The organism is Rhodococcus sp. FG69 (assembly GCF_057808915.1).
Map to the genome: position 1 here is coordinate 35168 of NZ_JBMDIX010000037.1, position 17029 is coordinate 52196.

15 protein-coding genes and 1 pseudogene are annotated in these 17029 nt (G+C 62.1%); 8 read left to right on the forward strand and 8 right to left on the reverse strand.

The annotated features are described in order from the left end of the window. The first annotated feature begins 377 nt into the window (after nucleotides 1–377). Nucleotides 378–2375 carry a TerD family protein gene (locus tag ACODSO_RS23415; RefSeq protein ID WP_489039060.1) on the forward strand — a complete coding sequence of 666 codons (1998 nt, stop codon included), beginning with the start codon at nucleotides 378–380 and terminating at the stop codon, nucleotides 2373–2375. A gap of 32 nt (nucleotides 2376–2407) precedes the next feature. Here ACODSO_RS23415 and ACODSO_RS23420 read toward each other — a convergent pair whose 3' ends face one another. Next, nucleotides 2408–2974, reverse strand: coding sequence for a dihydrofolate reductase family protein (locus tag ACODSO_RS23420; protein ID WP_489039061.1), 567 nt, complete (start codon nucleotides 2972–2974; stop codon nucleotides 2408–2410). Nucleotides 2975–3081: 107 nt separating this feature from the next. On the opposite strand from ACODSO_RS23420, the gene ACODSO_RS23425 reads away from it, so the two are divergent. The 5 genes and pseudogenes from ACODSO_RS23425 (at nucleotide 3082) to purU (ending at nucleotide 7088) form a co-directional block, all read left to right on the forward strand. Then, complete coding sequence (locus tag ACODSO_RS23425; RefSeq protein ID WP_489039062.1) at nucleotides 3082–3768, forward strand: HEAT repeat domain-containing protein; 687 nt, start codon at nucleotides 3082–3084, stop codon at nucleotides 3766–3768. Between the two features lie 96 nt (nucleotides 3769–3864). Further along, complete coding sequence (locus tag ACODSO_RS23430; protein ID WP_489039063.1) at nucleotides 3865–4365, forward strand: hypothetical protein; 501 nt, start codon at nucleotides 3865–3867, stop codon at nucleotides 4363–4365. A 265-nt stretch (nucleotides 4366–4630) separates the two neighbouring features. Beyond that, complete coding sequence (locus ACODSO_RS23435; RefSeq protein WP_489039064.1) at nucleotides 4631–5587, forward strand: dioxygenase family protein; 957 nt, start codon at nucleotides 4631–4633, stop codon at nucleotides 5585–5587. A 159-nt stretch (nucleotides 5588–5746) separates the two neighbouring features. Further along, nucleotides 5747–6049, forward strand: a pseudogene (locus tag ACODSO_RS23440) (IS3 family transposase); the annotation flags it as partial. Between the two features lie 193 nt (nucleotides 6050–6242). Next, nucleotides 6243–7088, forward strand: a complete 846-nt coding sequence (gene purU, locus ACODSO_RS23445) for a formyltetrahydrofolate deformylase (protein ID WP_489039065.1) — start codon at nucleotides 6243–6245, stop codon at nucleotides 7086–7088. Nucleotides 7089–7110: 22 nt separating this feature from the next. On the opposite strand, the gene ACODSO_RS23450 is transcribed toward purU, so the two are convergent. The 4 genes from ACODSO_RS23450 to ACODSO_RS23465 are packed head-to-tail and all read right to left on the reverse strand — an operon-like array spanning nucleotide 7111 to nucleotide 12077. Next, the gene (locus ACODSO_RS23450; protein WP_489039066.1) at nucleotides 7111–7689 is read right to left on the reverse strand and encodes a sarcosine oxidase subunit gamma; all 579 of its coding nucleotides are present in this window, start codon (nucleotides 7687–7689) and stop codon (nucleotides 7111–7113) included. Further along, entirely contained in the window at nucleotides 7682–10546 is a 2865-nt protein-coding gene (locus ACODSO_RS23455) for a 2Fe-2S iron-sulfur cluster-binding protein (protein WP_489039067.1), read from the reverse strand. Before ACODSO_RS23455 ends, ACODSO_RS23450 begins: the two co-directional genes overlap by 8 nt. Continuing rightward, nucleotides 10543–10821, reverse strand: a complete 279-nt coding sequence (locus ACODSO_RS23460) for a sarcosine oxidase subunit delta (protein WP_489039068.1) — start codon at nucleotides 10819–10821, stop codon at nucleotides 10543–10545. The genes ACODSO_RS23455 and ACODSO_RS23460 overlap by 4 nt, the downstream gene beginning before the upstream one ends. 14 nt (nucleotides 10822–10835) lie before the next feature. Then, the gene (locus ACODSO_RS23465; protein WP_489039069.1) at nucleotides 10836–12077 is read right to left on the reverse strand and encodes a sarcosine oxidase subunit beta family protein; all 1242 of its coding nucleotides are present in this window, start codon (nucleotides 12075–12077) and stop codon (nucleotides 10836–10838) included. Between the two features lie 115 nt (nucleotides 12078–12192). Between ACODSO_RS23465 and ACODSO_RS23470 the strand changes: the two genes are divergently transcribed. Then, nucleotides 12193–12858 (forward strand): GntR family transcriptional regulator, encoded by a 666-nt coding sequence (locus ACODSO_RS23470; RefSeq protein ID WP_489039070.1) that lies wholly within the window; start codon nucleotides 12193–12195, stop codon nucleotides 12856–12858. A 29-nt stretch (nucleotides 12859–12887) separates the two neighbouring features. On the opposite strand, the gene ACODSO_RS23475 is transcribed toward ACODSO_RS23470, so the two are convergent. From ACODSO_RS23475 to ACODSO_RS23485, 3 genes are read right to left on the reverse strand one after another with little or no spacing between them, the layout of a single operon-like run. Next, complete coding sequence (locus ACODSO_RS23475; RefSeq protein ID WP_489039071.1) at nucleotides 12888–14672, reverse strand: FAD-dependent monooxygenase; 1785 nt, start codon at nucleotides 14670–14672, stop codon at nucleotides 12888–12890. Further along, entirely contained in the window at nucleotides 14669–15595 is a 927-nt protein-coding gene (locus ACODSO_RS23480) for a fumarylacetoacetate hydrolase family protein (RefSeq protein WP_489039072.1), read from the reverse strand. Before ACODSO_RS23480 ends, ACODSO_RS23475 begins: the two co-directional genes overlap by 4 nt. Nucleotides 15596–15636: 41 nt before the next feature. Further along, the gene (locus tag ACODSO_RS23485; protein ID WP_489039074.1) at nucleotides 15637–16272 is read right to left on the reverse strand and encodes a VOC family protein; all 636 of its coding nucleotides are present in this window, start codon (nucleotides 16270–16272) and stop codon (nucleotides 15637–15639) included. A 118-nt stretch (nucleotides 16273–16390) separates the two neighbouring features. Here ACODSO_RS23485 and ACODSO_RS23490 point away from each other — a divergent pair, with 118 nt between their 5' ends. Then, nucleotides 16391–17014, forward strand: a complete 624-nt coding sequence (locus ACODSO_RS23490; protein WP_489039075.1) for a TetR/AcrR family transcriptional regulator — start codon at nucleotides 16391–16393, stop codon at nucleotides 17012–17014. Nucleotides 17015–17029 lie beyond the last annotated feature (15 nt).

Consider the following 17029-nt stretch of genomic DNA (forward strand, 5'->3'; position numbering starts at 1 on the left):
GCCTGGGACTGCTCTACTCAGGCGCGGGTCACGCCGTCCTCAGAGGGGCAATCGACTCGAGTGTGTCGGTGAGTTGGGTGTGTTGGGTTTCGATGGCGTAGCGGTTTTGGACGCTGATGCAGTCGCCGTTCGCGCAGTCGGCGCGAATGGGCGGCGGACGTGGATGGTCCAGCGAGATCGGTAGGCTCGAGGTGAGCGAGGGAATCCGCGGGCGCTGGCGGGGTTCCGGTTGTCATCAAGGGTCTTCTGAGGCTGGGCCTCACCGAGAGTGTTTAGTCGGTCAAACGAATGAATGTTGGGCGGGAGCCCGCGGCGTTCGCGCGCTGTGCATAGTCTGGCCAGTCGGAGTCCGTTTTGTCCGACAGGAGCGTGCACAGGTGAGTTCACCAATTCTGACCAAGGGCCAAAACATCACGCTACCGGCCGAGGTTACCGAGCTGGACGTGATCGTGTCGTGGGTCGACCCCGAGCGTGATCTCGATGCGTCCGCACTGCTAGTGGACGAGGGCGGCCGTGTTCGGTCGGACGCGGACTTCGTGTTCTACAACCAACCCGAGTCATCCGATGCAGCCGTACGGTACATCGGCAGCAGCAGCACAGATGAAGGCAAGCAAGAGCGGGTGTCGATCCACCTGAACTCGCTGCCATTGGACGTCGTGAAAGTCGTCATCGCTGGCAGTTCCGACGAGCACGCTCTGGGTGAATTCGGCAAGTTGGCACTGCAGGTGAGAGATCAGTCCGGATCGGTACTGGGTGAATTCTTCACCGCAGACGCAACATCGGAACGCGCGCTCGTATTCGGTGAGGTGTACCGACGGGACGGCGCGTGGAAGCTGCGTGCGGTCGGACAAGGGTGGGAGTCCGGTCTAGCCGGTTTGGCACAGGATTTCGGTGTCGACGTCGACGACAGCGAGCAGGACGAATCGATCGATGAGGTAGTCGTGGTCGAGGTCGCGGACTCGCATGCGCAGGCCACGACCGCGACCGGAGAGGTTGTCGACGTCTCGATCGTCGATGTCGATCGACCGAAACGAGGTGTGCGAACAAAGAAACCGGTCGCGAAGAAGGTGACTCCACCTCAGTTCACTCTCGCAGGCGGGGAGGGGTGGCACACCGCTCGCTTGTTCTCGGTGTCCGGTGTCGGTTCAGGGGAGGAACAAGAGAAGCGGGCGACCTCGGCGTTGATTGCCACGATGCAGGCCGTGCGTCCGTTCGCGCGGGCGATTTGTTCTCGCGCGGGGGCACCCTCGGGCCCGTTCGAGGGATATCTGGAGGTGCCGTTCGTCAAGGGGGAGGGCAAAGTCATCCCCGATGGGGTGTTTCGCGTGTCTCGCGCCGGTCACGTGTGGACTGCCTTGCTGGAGGTCAAGACCGGAACGGGGAAACTGACGAAGGAACAGCTCGAAAACTACCTCGACGTAGCCAGACGGCACAAGTACGAGGTCGTGCTGAGCCTGTCCAACGACATTCCGGCGTCGGTGGGTGAGCTTCCGGTCCAGGTGAACAAGACCAAGCTCAACAAGGTTTCACTGAGGCACATTTCGTGGTCAGAAGTGATTCATGAAGCTCGAATGCTGTTGTCGCACGGTGATCTCACGGACTCTCTGCAGGTGTGGATTTTGAGTGAATTCGTTCGGTATCTGACACATCCGAAGTCCGGTGCGACCGAGTTCGTGGACATGGGTCGTCATTGGGTGTCGGTGCGTGATTCGGTGACCGCCGGAACCCTGCGGTTCAGCGATGTCAAGGCGTTGTCGGTTGCGAATACTTGGGCGTCGTTGTCGCGGCATCTGGCTTTGCGTATGACGGCTGATCTCGGGGTCACGGTGAAGCATCATCTGCCGAGGAAGCTGAGCAGTGATCCTCAGGCGCGGAACGAGTACATCGTCGAGCAACTCGCTACGAGCGGCTGCCTGGCCGCGACGCTGCGGATCCCAGATGCGGCGGGGGATGTCAGCGTCGAAGCGGACTTGCGTACCAACAAGATTCAGTGCAGCACGACCATCGATGCTCCCAATGATGGTACGGCGCTTCGGCGAGCATCGTGGTTGCTCAAACAGCTCCAGCACGCGCCGGCGGACATCCTCGTCGAGGCTGTATTCGCCGACGTCAGTGAGGTTTCGTGTGAGAACCTGGCGACTGTTCGAGCTGACACGAAGTCTTTGACGTCCGGGCGGGTCAGCGAGCTGCGACGGTTCACACTGACGTCGCCGACGAAAATGGGAAGCAAGCGATCGGGGTCGGCTGCCGGCTTCATCGTCAGTGTCACCGATGGGGTCGATGCGTTCTACCGCGATGTCGTACAACCGCTGAAGCCTTGGGTGCCGTCGGCGCCGGAGTCGACGGCTAGCGCGATCGAATCCTCCGCCTGGTAGCGGATCCGAACGTTACCTAGCTGTGCATCCGATCAGTCGTGTTTCGCCCCGTAGCGCAACAGGACCGTGCCGCCCGGGAAAGTACGGTTTTCCAGCAGTCGCAGCGAGATCCATGACGGCAGTGTCGGGAAGAACGGTGTACCGCCGCCCACAGCGGTGGGGGAGACTACGATCCGGTACTCGTCCACCAGTCCGGCCTGCACGATCGGTGCTGCCAGCGTCGCGCCGGCGACCTCCAGGCTTCCGTCGGTTTCGGCTTTCAGCTTCGTGACCACCTCGACCGGGTCGCCGCGTTCCAGACGGGAGTTCCAGTTGACGGACTCCAGGGTGCGCGAGAACACGACCTTGGGCATGCTTCGCCAGATATGCGCGAAGTCGACGATCATAGGTGTGGCGTCCGGGGCCTTGTCGGCGGTCGGCCAGTAATCGGCCATCAACTCGTAGAGCCGCCTCCCGTAGAACGAGAGGGCGGTCTCCCGCTCGAAGTCGTTCCAATATTGGTGCAATTCTTCGCTCGGATCGGAGAAGTCGATGCTGCCTTGTGCGTCGTTGATGTATCCGTCCACCGATACGTTGAAGCCATAGATGAGTCTGCCCATGCAGATCAGACTGCACCGGAGAGAAAAACTCATCGCGACGCCCCGTATATCGTCCAAGAACGATGTCGGTGTATTCGATCGGGACGTAAGGGAGGACGATGCGCATCATGGCGAAGGTCGATCTCGCGGCGCTCGAAGATGATGAACTCTGTGATTACTTGCGGCGTGAGTCGGGGATACCTGGGCCGCGCGCGAATCTCACATTGGTCGATGAGGCAGCGGCGTCATTGCCGCGTCGGACCCTTCTTCGGCTCGCTGACTCTCAGGATGAGTATCTTGCGATGTGCGGTGTGGCGGGGATTGCTCGAGCGTGCATGTCCCAGGTAACGCAGGCCGACCCGGAACTCGATCAGCTGGCTGGTTATGTCCGTGATTCGCGGTGGCGTCTGCGCGAGGGGGCCGTGCGCGGTCTGCAGCTTGCCGCAGTCGACAACCCGATTGCTGTTGCTGAGTTGGTACACAGATGGGTCCGCAGCCCCGATCCCGCAGTAGTGCGTGCGGCGGTCGAGGCCATCTGCGAACCTCGATTGCTGAAGTCCCGCGAAATGTGTGCCGCGGCTCTGGATGCATGTGCTGTCTCGACGACAACGCTGTCCGAGACAGAAGGACAGCCCCGTACCGATCAGTGGCGCGGCCTCGAGCAAACGTTGAGCTATGCGTGGAGTGTTGCGGTGGCCGCGGAACCTGCGCGTGGGTTGCCGATGTTCGAAGCACTCGAGGCTGCCCCGTCGCCGATGGTTCGCAGGATCGCGGCCCGCAATCGCACGAAGAAGAGGCTCGCGCGGCTGTTGTGAAGCCTGGTTGGTCCCACCAACTCGGCCGCTCCGAAACCGGTTCCTATGGAACCCATGCGGGTTACGCTCGAAGGCCGACGAAGGATTGGATTCGGCATGAAGAAGCTATTGAATTCCTTGTCCGAGGACGAATACGTCTTGATTCGGGAAACCACCAAGTCGGAGATGGCAGATCTATCCGAGGACGACTTGATAGATCTGCACACTCGAATTCGACGAGGCCGAAACAAGTACGTCAAGCTGTATCGTCGTGCCGGTGCAGCCAAGGTCGACGCCAAAGGTGCCCGCGGTGCGGGCAAGGCAGCGAACTCGCGAAACGCAGGCAAGGCGGAAGTCTTCGAAGACGCACTCAGCAGGGTAAGTCGTCGGTTGGCTGCGGTATCTCGAGATACCGCTCGCGACCTCAAGGAAGAACGTCTTGCTCGCGCACGTAGATCGTCGCCGGCTCCCGATGAGGAACGCACCACAAAAGGTAAAGTCACGTCGGCGGGCAAGCCCCGTGTCGACAGGACCAGGACGTCGCCCGGCCGCAAGAAATACGAAGCCTCGTCGATCGCGGCGGGCAAACGAAGGCAAGCCAAGAGGGATCGCCCGTAGCGGTTCGACGGCGAGGACCGAAAATTGCTTATCGCAGCGGGATTCGAATCGGTAGGTGTTCCGGCTACGCGCCGGTTGATCGGCCCGACCATCCAAGCGTGCCTTCCCTGCATCGGTACTCTCTATCGACGTCTTGGTGCGATTGACGCAGATCCCAGCTGCCTGGCGGCTGACACACAGGAATATCCCAGCGACCATGCAGTTCGCTCGCAGGTTCGGTTGATGAGATTGCCTCTCACGTCGAGAACAGCTGGAGGCACGAAAGATGACACGAAATACCGACCACGAGGTCCACGAACACGACCGGGGGCTCGGATACGACCTCAGAACGATGGTCTCGCGTCGCAAGGCGTTGTTCTTCCTCGGTGCGGCAGCCGGAACGACTGCATTGGCTGCATGCTCGTCGGATCCGTCGTCGAGTGCGGCTACGTCCTCGTCGAATTCGACGTCCGCTACTGCAGCATCCGACGGAACCACCTGCGTTGCGGCGACTCCTCAGGAGACCGCAGGTCCCTATCCCGGTGACGGTAGCAACGGACCCAACGTGTTGATCGAATCGGGAATAGTTCGCCAGGACATCACCAGCAGTTTCAACTCCTACAGCGGAACCGCCGACGGTGTCCCCACCACCATTCAGTTGACTTTGCAGGATCTAGCATCGGATTGCGGGCCAGGCGCGGGCATGGCTGTCTACCTCTGGCATTGCAACAGAGACGGCAAGTACTCGATGTACGATGTCGCAGACCAGAACTATCTACGCGGAGTCCAGGTGGCCGACGCGTCTGGAATTGTGACGTTCTCATCGATATTCCCGGCCTGCTATTCGGGTCGGTGGCCACATATCCATTTCGAGGTGTTCGATTCGCTCGAGTCAGCCGTCGCCGGCGACAATGCTCGCTTGACGTCTCAAATAGCCGTTCCGCAGGATGCGTGCACCACGGTCTTCGACTACGACGACGGTTATGCGAAAAGCATCAGCAACCTTTCGCAGTCGTCCTTGGCGTCCGACAACGTCTTCGGTGACGGGTGGGATGCTGAGTTGGCCACTGCGACAGGAACTCCGCAGTCTGGCATGAAGTTGGCTATCACAATCGGTGTAGCCGAGAAGTCGCAGAACACCGCCGCCGCCCCCTCTGCAGGTGGATCAGGCGGGGGAACACCCCCCGCGAACGGGTCAGGCGGGGGAACACCTCCGGCAGGTGGCCCGGGTGGGGGTCGTTGATCGGGCGACGCGGATGACTGTCGGGGTCGATGAACACTCGAGGTTCATGCACCTCACCGTGAGTGCCGGTCGGGTGCAGGCCCAATCGATAGCGCAGCTTTGATCGTTGTGCGAATGAACTGTCCTGGGGCTGATGGAGACTGATCTCATCAGGAGAACTACGCCGCCAAGAAACGCGGCACCATCTCAGCTACGGCCCTCTATGAGGCGTACGCGGCGAACGCCGTGCACCGGCTCTATCTGGCCGACAGGCGCCTTTATGGGTCCGCACATTGTGGTATGCGATGAAACGCGCTGGTCACGATGTCGGGCGTGATCAGGTCGGCCGATTGATTGCGATGTGCGGCGTGGTCCGCGGACGCCGGCGCACTGTGAACACCGAACGCGATGAACGTGCTCCTCGGCAGCCGGACCTGATCGAGCGTCAGTGGGGCGTCCCCCATCCGCCCGGATCAGTGGTGGGACCGTGGGGCAGGGCGATCAGTGCGCGCGTCGAGACGCAAACGCATCGATCTGCATCTGGGGTTACGTGCTGCCCTCTCCGGTATCGGCGGCACCGTCATGAGAAATGGTTCAACACTCAAGTACCTCCATCTTGCGCAATGCTGATAGATCTGTAATCTCACACTGGTATATCAAGCCGAAGGAGACTGTCATGAGTCAGACCTACACGCTCACGCTCAGCTGTCGACAGCGCTCCGGCATCGTTCATGCGGTCAGCTCGTTCCTCTTCGAGAACTCGTGCGACATCATCGAGCATCAACAATTCGACGACGCACTCGGAGCGGAGTTCTTCCTCCGTACCTCGTTCGCCTCCGACGACGTCGACAGTGCTCAACTCACCGACCGGTTCGCCGAAGTCGCCTCCCGCTTCGGGATGACGTTCACCATCATCGGCGACGGTTTGCCGCGTGCGGTGGTGATGGTCTCGCGGATGGGGCACTGCCTCAATGATCTGATTTTTCGATGGCGCGGTCGGATACTGGGCGCCGAACTTGTTGCCGTCGTCTCCAACCACGAAAACCTGCGACCGATGGCAGAGGCAGCCGGCCTGCCGTTCCTGCACGTTCCAGTCGACCCCACCAACAAGGGTCAGGCAGAGCAGAGATTGTTCGAGATCATCGACGAATTCGACGCCGACCTGGTCGTCCTCGCCCGCTACATGCAGATCCTGTCCGACGACGCTTGCCGAAAGCTGCACGGTCGCGCCATCAATATCCACCATTCCTTTCTGCCCGGATTCAAGGGTGCGAAACCCTACCACCAGGCGTTTGACCGCGGCGTGAAACAGGTTGGGGCAACGGCACATTACGTGACGCCGGACCTCGACGAAGGCCCGATCATCGAGCAGGAAGTGATTCGCATCGACCACAGTTACGATCCGCAACGGTTGGCGACCGTTGGCCAAGATGCCGAGGCCCTGGCGCTCTCTCGTGCAGTGCGCTGGCACTGCGAAAACCGCGTGCTGCTGCACGGACACCGAACCGTCGTGTTCAAGTAGGTGACTGTATCGGCGAAGATGTTCAGAACTCGGCGGATGCGTCGAGCAGCCACTCGGCCAGATACCGTGCGAAGGACGACCGAACCAGAAGTCGATAATCGGTGCCGACGTCGTCGAGCGCGACGATCACCACTGCGGCAAGCGCAAGCATGGTCTGCTGGGCGGTACCTTCGGGGTACACGGAAGGGTGCAGATCCAGCGAGCATCCCTTCGACAACACCAGTCGCGCATACTTACCCGAGAGCCGGATGACCGTGCGCTGCGCCGACACATCGGTAGCAGCGCCGCCATGTCGGCGGACCGCTTCCTGAAGTTCTGCCTCCAACTCCACGCTGGACCGCGTCTGGGTGGTGACCAGCCACTCTTGTGGGCCCAGCCAAATGACTGTCACCGACGGAGTATTCACGGACGTGCCGGGAGTCGACGGCAGGTCTGCACCGATGACCGCAGCAACTGTCGCTCCGCCTGGTCCTGCCGGGTCGACCCACAGATCGGCCATCGCAGTGAAGGCCTCCTCTGCGAGCTTCGCCGATTCTGGTTGCGCAACAAAGCGTTCGGTCAGGTTGTGCAGCGGACTTATGGGGACGAGGGTGTCAGCCATCTCGGCGCGCTCCTTCGGGGTCGACGAGTACGGAACCGGTGATTTCGGCCGCGACCAATCGGTCGCCGACAGGAATGTGCACTGTGTCTCCGATACGGGAATGCCCGCCCTTGACCAGGGCGAGTGCGAACGGCCTACCGAGTGCCGCGCTCGCGTAGCTCGACGTCACGTGGCCGAGCATGGGTACGGGCGGCGGTGGGAGAACACCGTCGTCGACGGTCTCGACGATCTGAGAGCCTTCAGGGAGAACCGTCGCCTTGTCGACGGGGAGCAAACCTACGAACTGCTTGCGCAACGGATCGCGGTTCGCCGTTCGCGCGAACGACCGCTTGCCTACGAAGTCCTTCTTCTTTTTCGACACGGCCCAGCTCATCCCGAGATCCTGCGGGGTGACCGTTCCGTCCGTGTCTTGTCCGATGATGGGGTACCCCTTCTCGGCGCGCAGCACATGCATCGTCTCGGTGCCGTACGGCGTGATCCCGTGCTCTTCGCCGGCGTCGAGCAGTCGCGTCCACACTGCCGGTGCGTGCCAACCGTCGACGTTCACCTCGAAAGCCAGCTCGCCGGAAAAGCTGATGCGAGCGACGCGCACGTGCACTCCACCGACGTAGGCATCGCGCCAGGCCATGAACGGAAACGACTCCTGGGTGACATCGAGATCGGGAAACACTGCGCCGACGACAGCTCGAGACTTGGGTCCGACGACGGGGAACGTCGCCCACTGTTCGGTGACCGACGTGAGACGAACGACGAGATGGGGCCACTCGGTCTGCAGCCACTCCTCCATCCAGTCGAGTATCATCGCCGCACCGCCGGTGGTGGTGAACACCTGGAAGCGCTCCTCGTCGAGCCGCATCACGGTCCCGTCGTCGATGACGATGCCGTCGACGCCGCACATGAGACCGTAGCGAACCATCCCGACCTTGAGTGTGCTCATCATGTTCGTGTAGAGCAGATCGAGCAGAACGCCCGCGTCGGGGCCCGAGACGTCGATCTTGCCCAAGGTTGAACCGTCGAGGATCCCGACACCGCTTCGGGCAGCGGCACACTCACGTAACACAGCCGCACCCATGTCTTCACCGGCGAGGGGATAGTAACGCGGACGCTTCCACTGGCCCACGTCCTCGAACACCGCCCCCCGGGCCACATGCCAATCATGCAGTGCTGTAACGCGTTCCGGATCGAACAGACTGCCGCGTGACCGTCCCGCCAGTGCAGCGAACGCGACGGGAGTGTACGGCGGCCTGAACGTGGTGGTGCCGAGTGTCTCTATCGGGCGGCCGAGCAGTTCTGCAGTGATGCCCGACGCGATGACGCCCGAGGTCTTTCCCTGGTCGTGTGCCGTACCGATCGTGGTGTAGCGCTTGATGTGCTCCATCGCCGTCATGCCCGCGCCTACCGCTCGGGCGATGTCGGCGACGGTGGCGTCGCGTTGCAGATCCACGAACTGGGTGTGCTCGCTCTGAACATCGGTAACACGCCACAGCACGAGCGGGTCTTGGTATGCGCCGTCGGTGCTCATCGTCTGCACTGTCGACATCGACTCTCCCGGCGAATGACCCAGTTCTACGATTGCCTTCGCAGCCGACTCCTGGCCCGCATCGATACAGGCTCGAAGGGAGAACAGGCCGGCGGCCGAACCGAGGACGCGAATACCCTCCAGATCTTCACCAGGGACGAAGGCGCCGAGTCGATCGTCGTAGCGGAGCTTCCCACGTGCCTGGCTGAACAGGTGCACTGCTGGGTTCCAGCCTCCGCTGACCAGCAGCACGTCGCATTCGAGTGATACCGAGGAGTCGAGATCATCGTTCGAGGTCGATGCCACGAGGGCGTGGGTGACGCGCTCGCGGCCCTGCGTACCGGTGACGACGGACTGTGACCGCACGTCGATGCCGAGTTCGCGGCACTGTGACACCCACGCCTGCGGCGCCGTGGGCCGGGCGTCGACGACGGTGACATGGACGCCGATGCGCCCGAGATCGACCGCGGCAGCGTACGCACTGTCGTTGGTGGTGAATAAGACTGCCTTGTCGCCGACCGTGACGCCGTAGCGGTGCAGGAACGTTCGTGCTGCGCCGGCAAGCATGATTCCGGGGCGGTCGTTGTCGTTGAACACGATCGGACGTTCGTGTGCACCCGTGGCGATGAGGATTTGCTTCGCCCGCACGCGCCACACACGCTGACGGGACACATGCGTGGGAGCGTCGGCGCCGAGATGATCGGTCCGGCGTTCCAATGCAAGAACGAAACCGTCGTCGTAGTTCCCGAACGCAGTCGTCCGCTGCAGGTGCAGAACATCGGGGTACGTGGCGAGCTCGGACACGACTGCGGAAACCCAATCCATCGCGGGGGAGTCGTCGATGCGGTCGGTGGTGCCGAGAAGTGTTCCGCCCGCTTCGAACTGCTCGTCGATCAACACGACGCGCAATCCTGCGCGCGCGGATACCAATGCCGCCGAAAGACCGGCAGGCCCAGCTCCGATGATCAGAACATCGGTGTGTCGATGCACGGAGTCGTACTGCGCCGAGTCGGCGATGTCAGCGAGACGGCCCTGGCCCGGGATGCCGCGTGCAACAAGGCCCTCGTACAGTTCGACGGTCGATGCCAGCAACATCGGCTCGGGAAACGGTTCCTCGATCTGGACCAGTCCGCCGGTGTCCTCAGCCCACGCGGCAGTGATGCCACGGGGGCGTCCGATCTTGATGCTGGTGGTGACCTGGTGAATGCCGTTGGCCAGCAACGCCGATGCGAGGGTGTCGCCGTGGTGTCCGGTGAGTTCGCGCCCTGCGAAGGTGAAGGTCAGAGACGCGGTTCGGTCGATCCGCCCACCCTTTTCGACCCTGTGCGAAGTGCTCACGATATCGCCGGTTTCTGCTCGCCCACGCGGTAGAAGCTGTGGAATCTGTAGGTGGCAGTGTCCCTCACAGCGTTGAACCATCGTCGGCATCCTGCACTGTGGCTCCACCGCTCGGCGAACAGCCCTTTGGTGTTGCTGCGGAAGAACACGTAGTGGGCCCAGTCCTCGTCGGAGAGTGTGTCCGGGTCGGCCGGATACGCGACGTGTGCTTGGCCGCCGTAGTGAAATTCGGTTTCCTCGCGCGGTCCGCACCACGGACATTCGATGAGTTGCATGTCTTCGCTCCTTCTCAGTGCGCGACGGCGGCGGCGCCGTGCTCGTCGACGAGAGCACCGGTAACGAATCTGTCGAGGCCGAACGGTGCAATGTACGGGTGCGGCTCATCGTTCGCCATGGTGTCCGCCAGGCACCAACCCACCCCCGGCGTCGCCTTGAAACCGCCTGTGCCCCAACCGCAATTGAGGAAGACGTTGTCGTACGGGGTCCGGCCGACGATGGGGGAGGCGTCCGGACATACATCGACGATGCCACCCCAGGTGCGCAGCAGGTGCGCTCGGGCGAACACCGGGAACAGTTCGACCGCCGCAGCCATCTGACGCTCGATGATGTGGAAGGCACCGCGCTGTCCGTACCCGTTGTACGAGTCCACCCCGGCGCCCATCACGAGTTCACCCTTGTGTGCCTGGGAGACATACACGTGGATTGCATTGGACATGACCACCGTCGGGTGGACAGGTTCGAGGAGTTCCGAGACGAGCGCCTGCAGTGGATGCGACTGAACAGGGGTCTTGAAACCGAGCATGTCGGTCAGCGTCGTGGTGTGCCCCGCGGCGCACAGCGCGACCTGGCCGGCGCCTATGTCGCCCCGCGTCGTGCGCACACCGGTCACTGTGTTGCCATCGGTGACGAAACCGGTCACTTCGCAGTTCTGAATGATGTCGATGCCTGCGGCGTCGGCTCGGCGCGCGAACCCCCACGCGACGTAGTCGTGCTTGGCGATTCCGGCCCGAGGTTGGTATGTGGCGCCGAGGACCGGATACCTGATGTCCTCGGAAATGTTCACCAGCGGACAGAGTTTCTTGACTTCGTCCGGTTCGACCCACTGGGCATCGATGCCGTTGAGCTTGTTGGCTTCGACGCGACGGACACTGTCGCGGACATCCTGGAGGCTGTGTGCGAGATTGAGAACGCCGCGCTGACTGAACAGAATGGGGTAGTCGAGGTCCTCTTCGAGTCCCTCCCACAGCTTGAGCGAGTGCTCGTAGATGTTCGCGCTTTCGTCCCACAGATAGTTCGATCGGATCAACGTGGTGTTGCGAGCCATGTTGCCGCCCGCGAGCCACCCCTTCTCGAGCACCGCCACATTGGTAATGCCGTGGTTCTTGGCGAGGTAGTGCGCGGTAGCGAGACCATGGCCGCCACCGCCGACGATGACGACGTCGTAGTTCTTTTTCGGTTGCGGATTTCGCCAGAGGAAGTCCGGGTGCTCGGGCAATTGCGAACCGGGAGGCTGGGGCGCTTCGGCAGTCATGAAACCCCTCCTGGGCGAACGGTGAAAGTAGACTGATATATCAACTTCCCCGTAGAGTATGGTCAGATCGGATCGGGGTCAAGACGAGGCGAAGAAGTAGACCGGGGAGATGACGATGACGAGGGCGACGACCGTTGCGGCGACCGACACCGACAAGACGAGCGCCGATCACGCCTACGACATCATTCAGGAACGGCTCGTGTTGCTCGATATCAAGCCCGGCGACCCCATCAACGACGAAAAACTAGGTGCAGACCTCGGCTACGGCAGGACCCCTGTACGTGAGGCGCTCAAGCGCCTCGAGCGGGATCGCCTCGTCGTGGCGTACCCGCGTCGAGGCACGTTTGCCACTGCGGTCGACATGACCGATCTTTCGTCGATCTCCGAGATACGACGGCACTTGGAACCGCTGGCATCTGGACGTGCCGCTCGCACAGCCACTCCCGATGTTCGTCGCGCCCTGCTGCAGTTGGCCGACGACGTCGCCGGTATCCGTGATGACGAACAGCCAAAGGACGTTCTGCGGAAAGACGTCCAGGTCCACCGCGCGATCTACCGGGCTGCAGGAAACGCACATCTCGAAGATATTCTCATCGGCCTCGACGCCCATGCCACGCGTATCTGGTCCTTGTTCATCGACCGCCTTCCGCAGATCGCACTACACGTTCGCGAGCACGAAGCGCTGCTGCGAGCAATCGTCGACGGCGACGAGGAAACAGCGTCGGAACTCACCCTCGCGCACGTCGATGGTTTCGAACGCGCAGTACGGAGTCTGCTGTGACAGTGCTCCGACGTGCAGTCGCCGTCACGTCACTGGGCAGCAGATGCAGTGAAGTAGCCGCCCCAATGCGAGCGTAAGAACTCGGCGAGCGACTCCCGAGCCTCGGACGCCGATCTGTTTGTACGCCAAGCGACATGCCCATCGGGCCGGACGAGGACAGCACCGACGTCTCCGACCTCGTACAGCCCGACCAGCTGTTCGCGGTCCGCCCCCGTCGGTGCGTCAGCCACGACAGGAACCACCCCAGGACCGGCAGCGACGAGCTCGGAGACCACCGGTACCCATTCGTCACCGGCAAATGTCAACAGTGTCAACTTGTTCGGATCGAGTGCGTTGTGCGCGTCCAGGAGCGTCCCGTCCACCGACAGCACCGCATGCGGAAGGCGGGCACCTGGATAGGACGTGGGCAGATAGTCGACCACATCCTCGGCCGGTTTGGCCGACGGGTCCTGTGCAATCAGTGGACTGGCGTAGAGGTAGCCGAACTGCAAGCCGGTGGACACGAAGTGTTCCACCTGCAGCGGAATGGCGTCGGCGATCTGCTGCCGCAACCGGGCGGATCCGGTGATCTGCGGATTCAGCCTGCGTGAGCGGCCCATCTGCTTCCGCGTTGCCGCGGCCGCGAGAGGGGCGATGAATCGACCGGGGATCTTGTTCAGTGGTGCGCGGCCCATCGCCTGAGTGGCCTTTGCCAGCATGACGTTGGTGATTCCCACCTTCTTGCCGATAGCATCCATCCGAAAGTGGTTCGCCACACTCTGTTCCGCGAACTTCTCCACAACCGGACGACGTTCGGTGTCGTAGGTATCCAGCAGTGAATCCGAGGCGGTCCCCGATAGGACGGCGTCGAGCTTCCATGCGACATTGTGAGCGTCCTGCACTCCCGAGTTGAGACCGAAGCCGCCGGTGTGCGGAAAGCGATGTGCAGCATCACCGAGTAGTAATAGTCGCCCCCGCCGGAAACTCTCGGCGGTCTGTGACGTCATCACCCACGTTCCCGTCGATTCCAGCTCGAAATCGTTGCCGTTCAGCACTTTCGGCAGTGTCTTCAGCCAGTACTGCCGGCTCTCCCTGGCGATTTCCTGGTCAGGATGCAGGTACGCCGTCATCAGGATGTAACGGTGGTCGGCGTGCGCAATCAGCACCCCGCAGAGGTCGGGAGTGTAGATCCAACTCAGCAACGGGCGAGCATTGTCGGGGAACAGCGTCTTCGACGTGAAGAACGCGCTACCCATGTTCGCCAGCACCGGCCCGGACAAAGAGATTCCGGCTGCATCACGGGTCGCACTGTTCGCGCCGTCGCACGCGAGCACGTACTGGCCCCGTACGTCGGAGGATCCTCCTGGCACCGTGACACGAACACCGTCTGCGGTCGAGTCGACCGACTGGACGCTCACCCCCCTGCGGAACTCGACCAGCGGCTCGGCCTCGAGTGCATCCCACAGCACAGGCATCAGGATGTGCTGGCCGATGTGGGAAACCATGAAGGGGCTCTGGCTCTCGACGATGGCTTTGCGTTCGGGGTCCGAGAGCAGGTCGATCGACCCGATCACGTCCTCGGCCAGAGCGCCGTACCAGCTGATCAAGTTGACGGTCTCGTGCGGCGGCGACATCGCAGCGATCGACTTCGCCAACTCCGGGCTGTACTCGTTCCAGATCTCGAGTGTTCGGGCATTGATGACATGCGCGGCCGGATGGAACAGGGGCTTCTCCCGACGCTCGAGGACCACGCTCCGAATCCCTCTGCGAGCCAGCAGAAGTGCAGCAGTGGCTCCCGCCGGCCCCGCTCCGACGATGACGACGGGTGCGGTCATCGGACGACGGTCCTCTGCATGCCTAGATCTATGGCACCGTCGGCGGTCCGGATGCCGGCGGTCACGACGTCGTCCACCGACAGGTACTTGGGATTCTTCGCCTGACGGGCGAAGAAGAGCTTCCACTTCAGCGCGGGCGGAATCAACTCGCCGACCTTCTGCACGATCCTCGGTGGTGCGGAAATGGCGGTGCCGATGGGGGTGCCGGTCAGGAGCACATCACCTGTGGTCATGTTCTGGAACCGGGCCAACCTGGTGAGCGCTTCTGCGGGCGGCGTGATCAGGTCGTTGCCGATCGTCTGATCCTGACGCGATTCTCCGTTGACGGCCAGGCTCATGTGCAACTCGGGAATTCGGCGCAGTTCGTCGTTGTCGAGGAGCACCAACCGCGGACCGAGTGGCGTGAACGTGGGATACGACTTGCTCTCGTAGACCTGCACTTTGGTCAGCTGGATCTCACGTGCAGAAACGTCGTTGGCCACCACCAACCCAGCGACGTACTTCGACAGCGTGTCGTCGGTGACCGTGGTTCCGATCGGAATCTCTGCTCCGACCACGATCCCCAACTCGATCTCGTAATCGAGCAAAGCGACCTCAGGTGGCTGTCTGATGGGATCGTTGGGTCCACTGATCGAGGCCGACGACTTACGGAAGAATGTGGGCTGCAGAGTCTTCGGGTCGGACCCGGCGTCGATGGCATGCGACCGATAGTTGAGCAGCTGCGCCACCACCCGGCACGGGGCGGTGATGGGAGAGACGAGCTCGAGGTCGGCGACACTCGTGCCGGGACCCGACGCGGCGGTGATGGCGCTGCGCTCGGCGAGCAGCTGTCCGGTGGTCTGGGCCGCGGTGTCGATGCGTATTGCGCGGTCGCCATCCAGACGCCACCAACCGTTGGCTGTGCGGACTACGTTGACTGGCATGTGAGTATTTCTCCCCCTTGTTCGTTCACGGACTACTTCGATCACAGAGTTTTCGGCGTGATGGTGTTCTTGTTCGCGATCACCGGATGCCCTGGCCGAGTGCCTGCTTCCCGCCGGCGAAGTTGTTCGTGGGGCACGCCGTTGCGTAGCTGGCTGAGCAGGTAGTCGGGGTCGATGTTGACGCCGATCGGGTTCTTCGCGAACTCTTCGGTGAAGAAGAACGCTGCGGTGTTGTCGGGGTCGAAGTTCTCGACCTGGAACTCGAGGCGAATCCCGTCAGGATCCTCGTAGTAGAGCGAGATAGTGGGCCCGTGGTTGATGGACCACACCGGGACAATGCCCAGACGCTTGAGTCGTACGTAGTTCTCGAGGAGCCGTTCGAGCGAGACGAAAGTCAACGCGATGTGGTCGATCCCGTATGCCTTGCGCCTGAACTTGGCCAAAGGGAAGAGGAACCGCACCGCCTTGGGCACGGCAATGATTGCCAGACGATGCGACTCGTCGTCCCAGGTCAAGAAGGTTATCCCGTCATCCTGGTAAGCGATCTCGGCACCGAAGACCGTGCCGTACCAACTCACCATCTCCTTGGTACGGGCGGACTTCACCACCCAGTGGGCGATGTAGTCGGGTGCCACCCGCGGCGTCGTCGTACTGTGCGCTTCCTGCGTCGTTTTCATCGAACGACCTTCCATCCGGTCACCTGTGTGTGGCCGACGCTACGTCTGCTTTGACTGCCAGTCAATAATTTGATCGAAGGTCAATAGATGACTTCTCTCGTGCACTACAGTCGGATCGGTGTCGACGAACGCATCCCACGGTGCAGAGCGGTCACGCCGCGCCCGTCCCAGGCGAGATCGGCGCCAGGCGTTGATCGACGCAGCGATCGAACTGCTGTCCGAAGGCAACAGCGTCGACATCAGCGCAGGTGCGATCACGCGCCGAGCAGGCGTAGCGCACGGGTTGCTGTTCTATTACTTCACCGACAAACAAGGCCTGGTGGCAGCAGCGCTGGCCGACGTCCTGACCAAGTTGGCCGAATCTCAGGAGCCCGAAGACGGTGAGCACTCCGTCAGAGATCGCATCGAGGGTTTCGTGCGCCGCCACATCGAGTTCCTCGAGCGCCATCGCGCCCTGTACATCCGCGTCGTCCGCGAAGGTGAACTCGGCGATTCGCTCGTCGAAGATGCCGTCCGAGAAGCCCGGGCCGATGGCGCACGACAGGTAGCGGCCTTGGCAGGTCTCCCGGATCCCTTGACCCCGCTGCAAGGTGCGGCAATCTCGGGATGGACCGGCTTTCTCGATCGGACGGCAGATGCATACTTCGATACGCCCGGCCTCGAACTCGACGAAGTGATCGAGCTCGCGGTGGACACCTTCGAAGCTGTCGTCGATGCCTCGACACCTCGGAACCGCCTCTGACGTGGTCAAACAGGC

Coding starts and splice junctions, on each gene's coding strand:
- ACODSO_RS23420 (WP_489039061.1), bottom strand. CDS start 2,974: ATGGGCAGACTCATCTATGGCTTCAACGTATCGGTGGACGGATACATC.
- ACODSO_RS23425 (WP_489039062.1), top strand. CDS start 3,082: ATGGCGAAGGTCGATCTCGCGGCGCTCGAAGATGATGAACTCTGTGAT.
- ACODSO_RS23430 (WP_489039063.1), top strand. CDS start 3,865: ATGAAGAAGCTATTGAATTCCTTGTCCGAGGACGAATACGTCTTGATT.
- ACODSO_RS23435 (WP_489039064.1), top strand. CDS start 4,631: ATGACACGAAATACCGACCACGAGGTCCACGAACACGACCGGGGGCTC.
- purU (WP_489039065.1), top strand. CDS start 6,243: ATGAGTCAGACCTACACGCTCACGCTCAGCTGTCGACAGCGCTCCGGC.
- ACODSO_RS23450 (WP_489039066.1), bottom strand. CDS start 7,689: ATGGCTGACACCCTCGTCCCCATAAGTCCGCTGCACAACCTGACCGAA.
- ACODSO_RS23460 (WP_489039068.1), bottom strand. CDS start 10,821: ATGCAACTCATCGAATGTCCGTGGTGCGGACCGCGCGAGGAAACCGAA.
- ACODSO_RS23465 (WP_489039069.1), bottom strand. CDS start 12,077: ATGACTGCCGAAGCGCCCCAGCCTCCCGGTTCGCAATTGCCCGAGCAC.
- ACODSO_RS23470 (WP_489039070.1), top strand. CDS start 12,193: ATGACGAGGGCGACGACCGTTGCGGCGACCGACACCGACAAGACGAGC.
- ACODSO_RS23475 (WP_489039071.1), bottom strand. CDS start 14,672: ATGACCGCACCCGTCGTCATCGTCGGAGCGGGGCCGGCGGGAGCCACT.
- ACODSO_RS23480 (WP_489039072.1), bottom strand. CDS start 15,595: ATGCCAGTCAACGTAGTCCGCACAGCCAACGGTTGGTGGCGTCTGGAT.
- ACODSO_RS23485 (WP_489039074.1), bottom strand. CDS start 16,272: ATGAAAACGACGCAGGAAGCGCACAGTACGACGACGCCGCGGGTGGCA.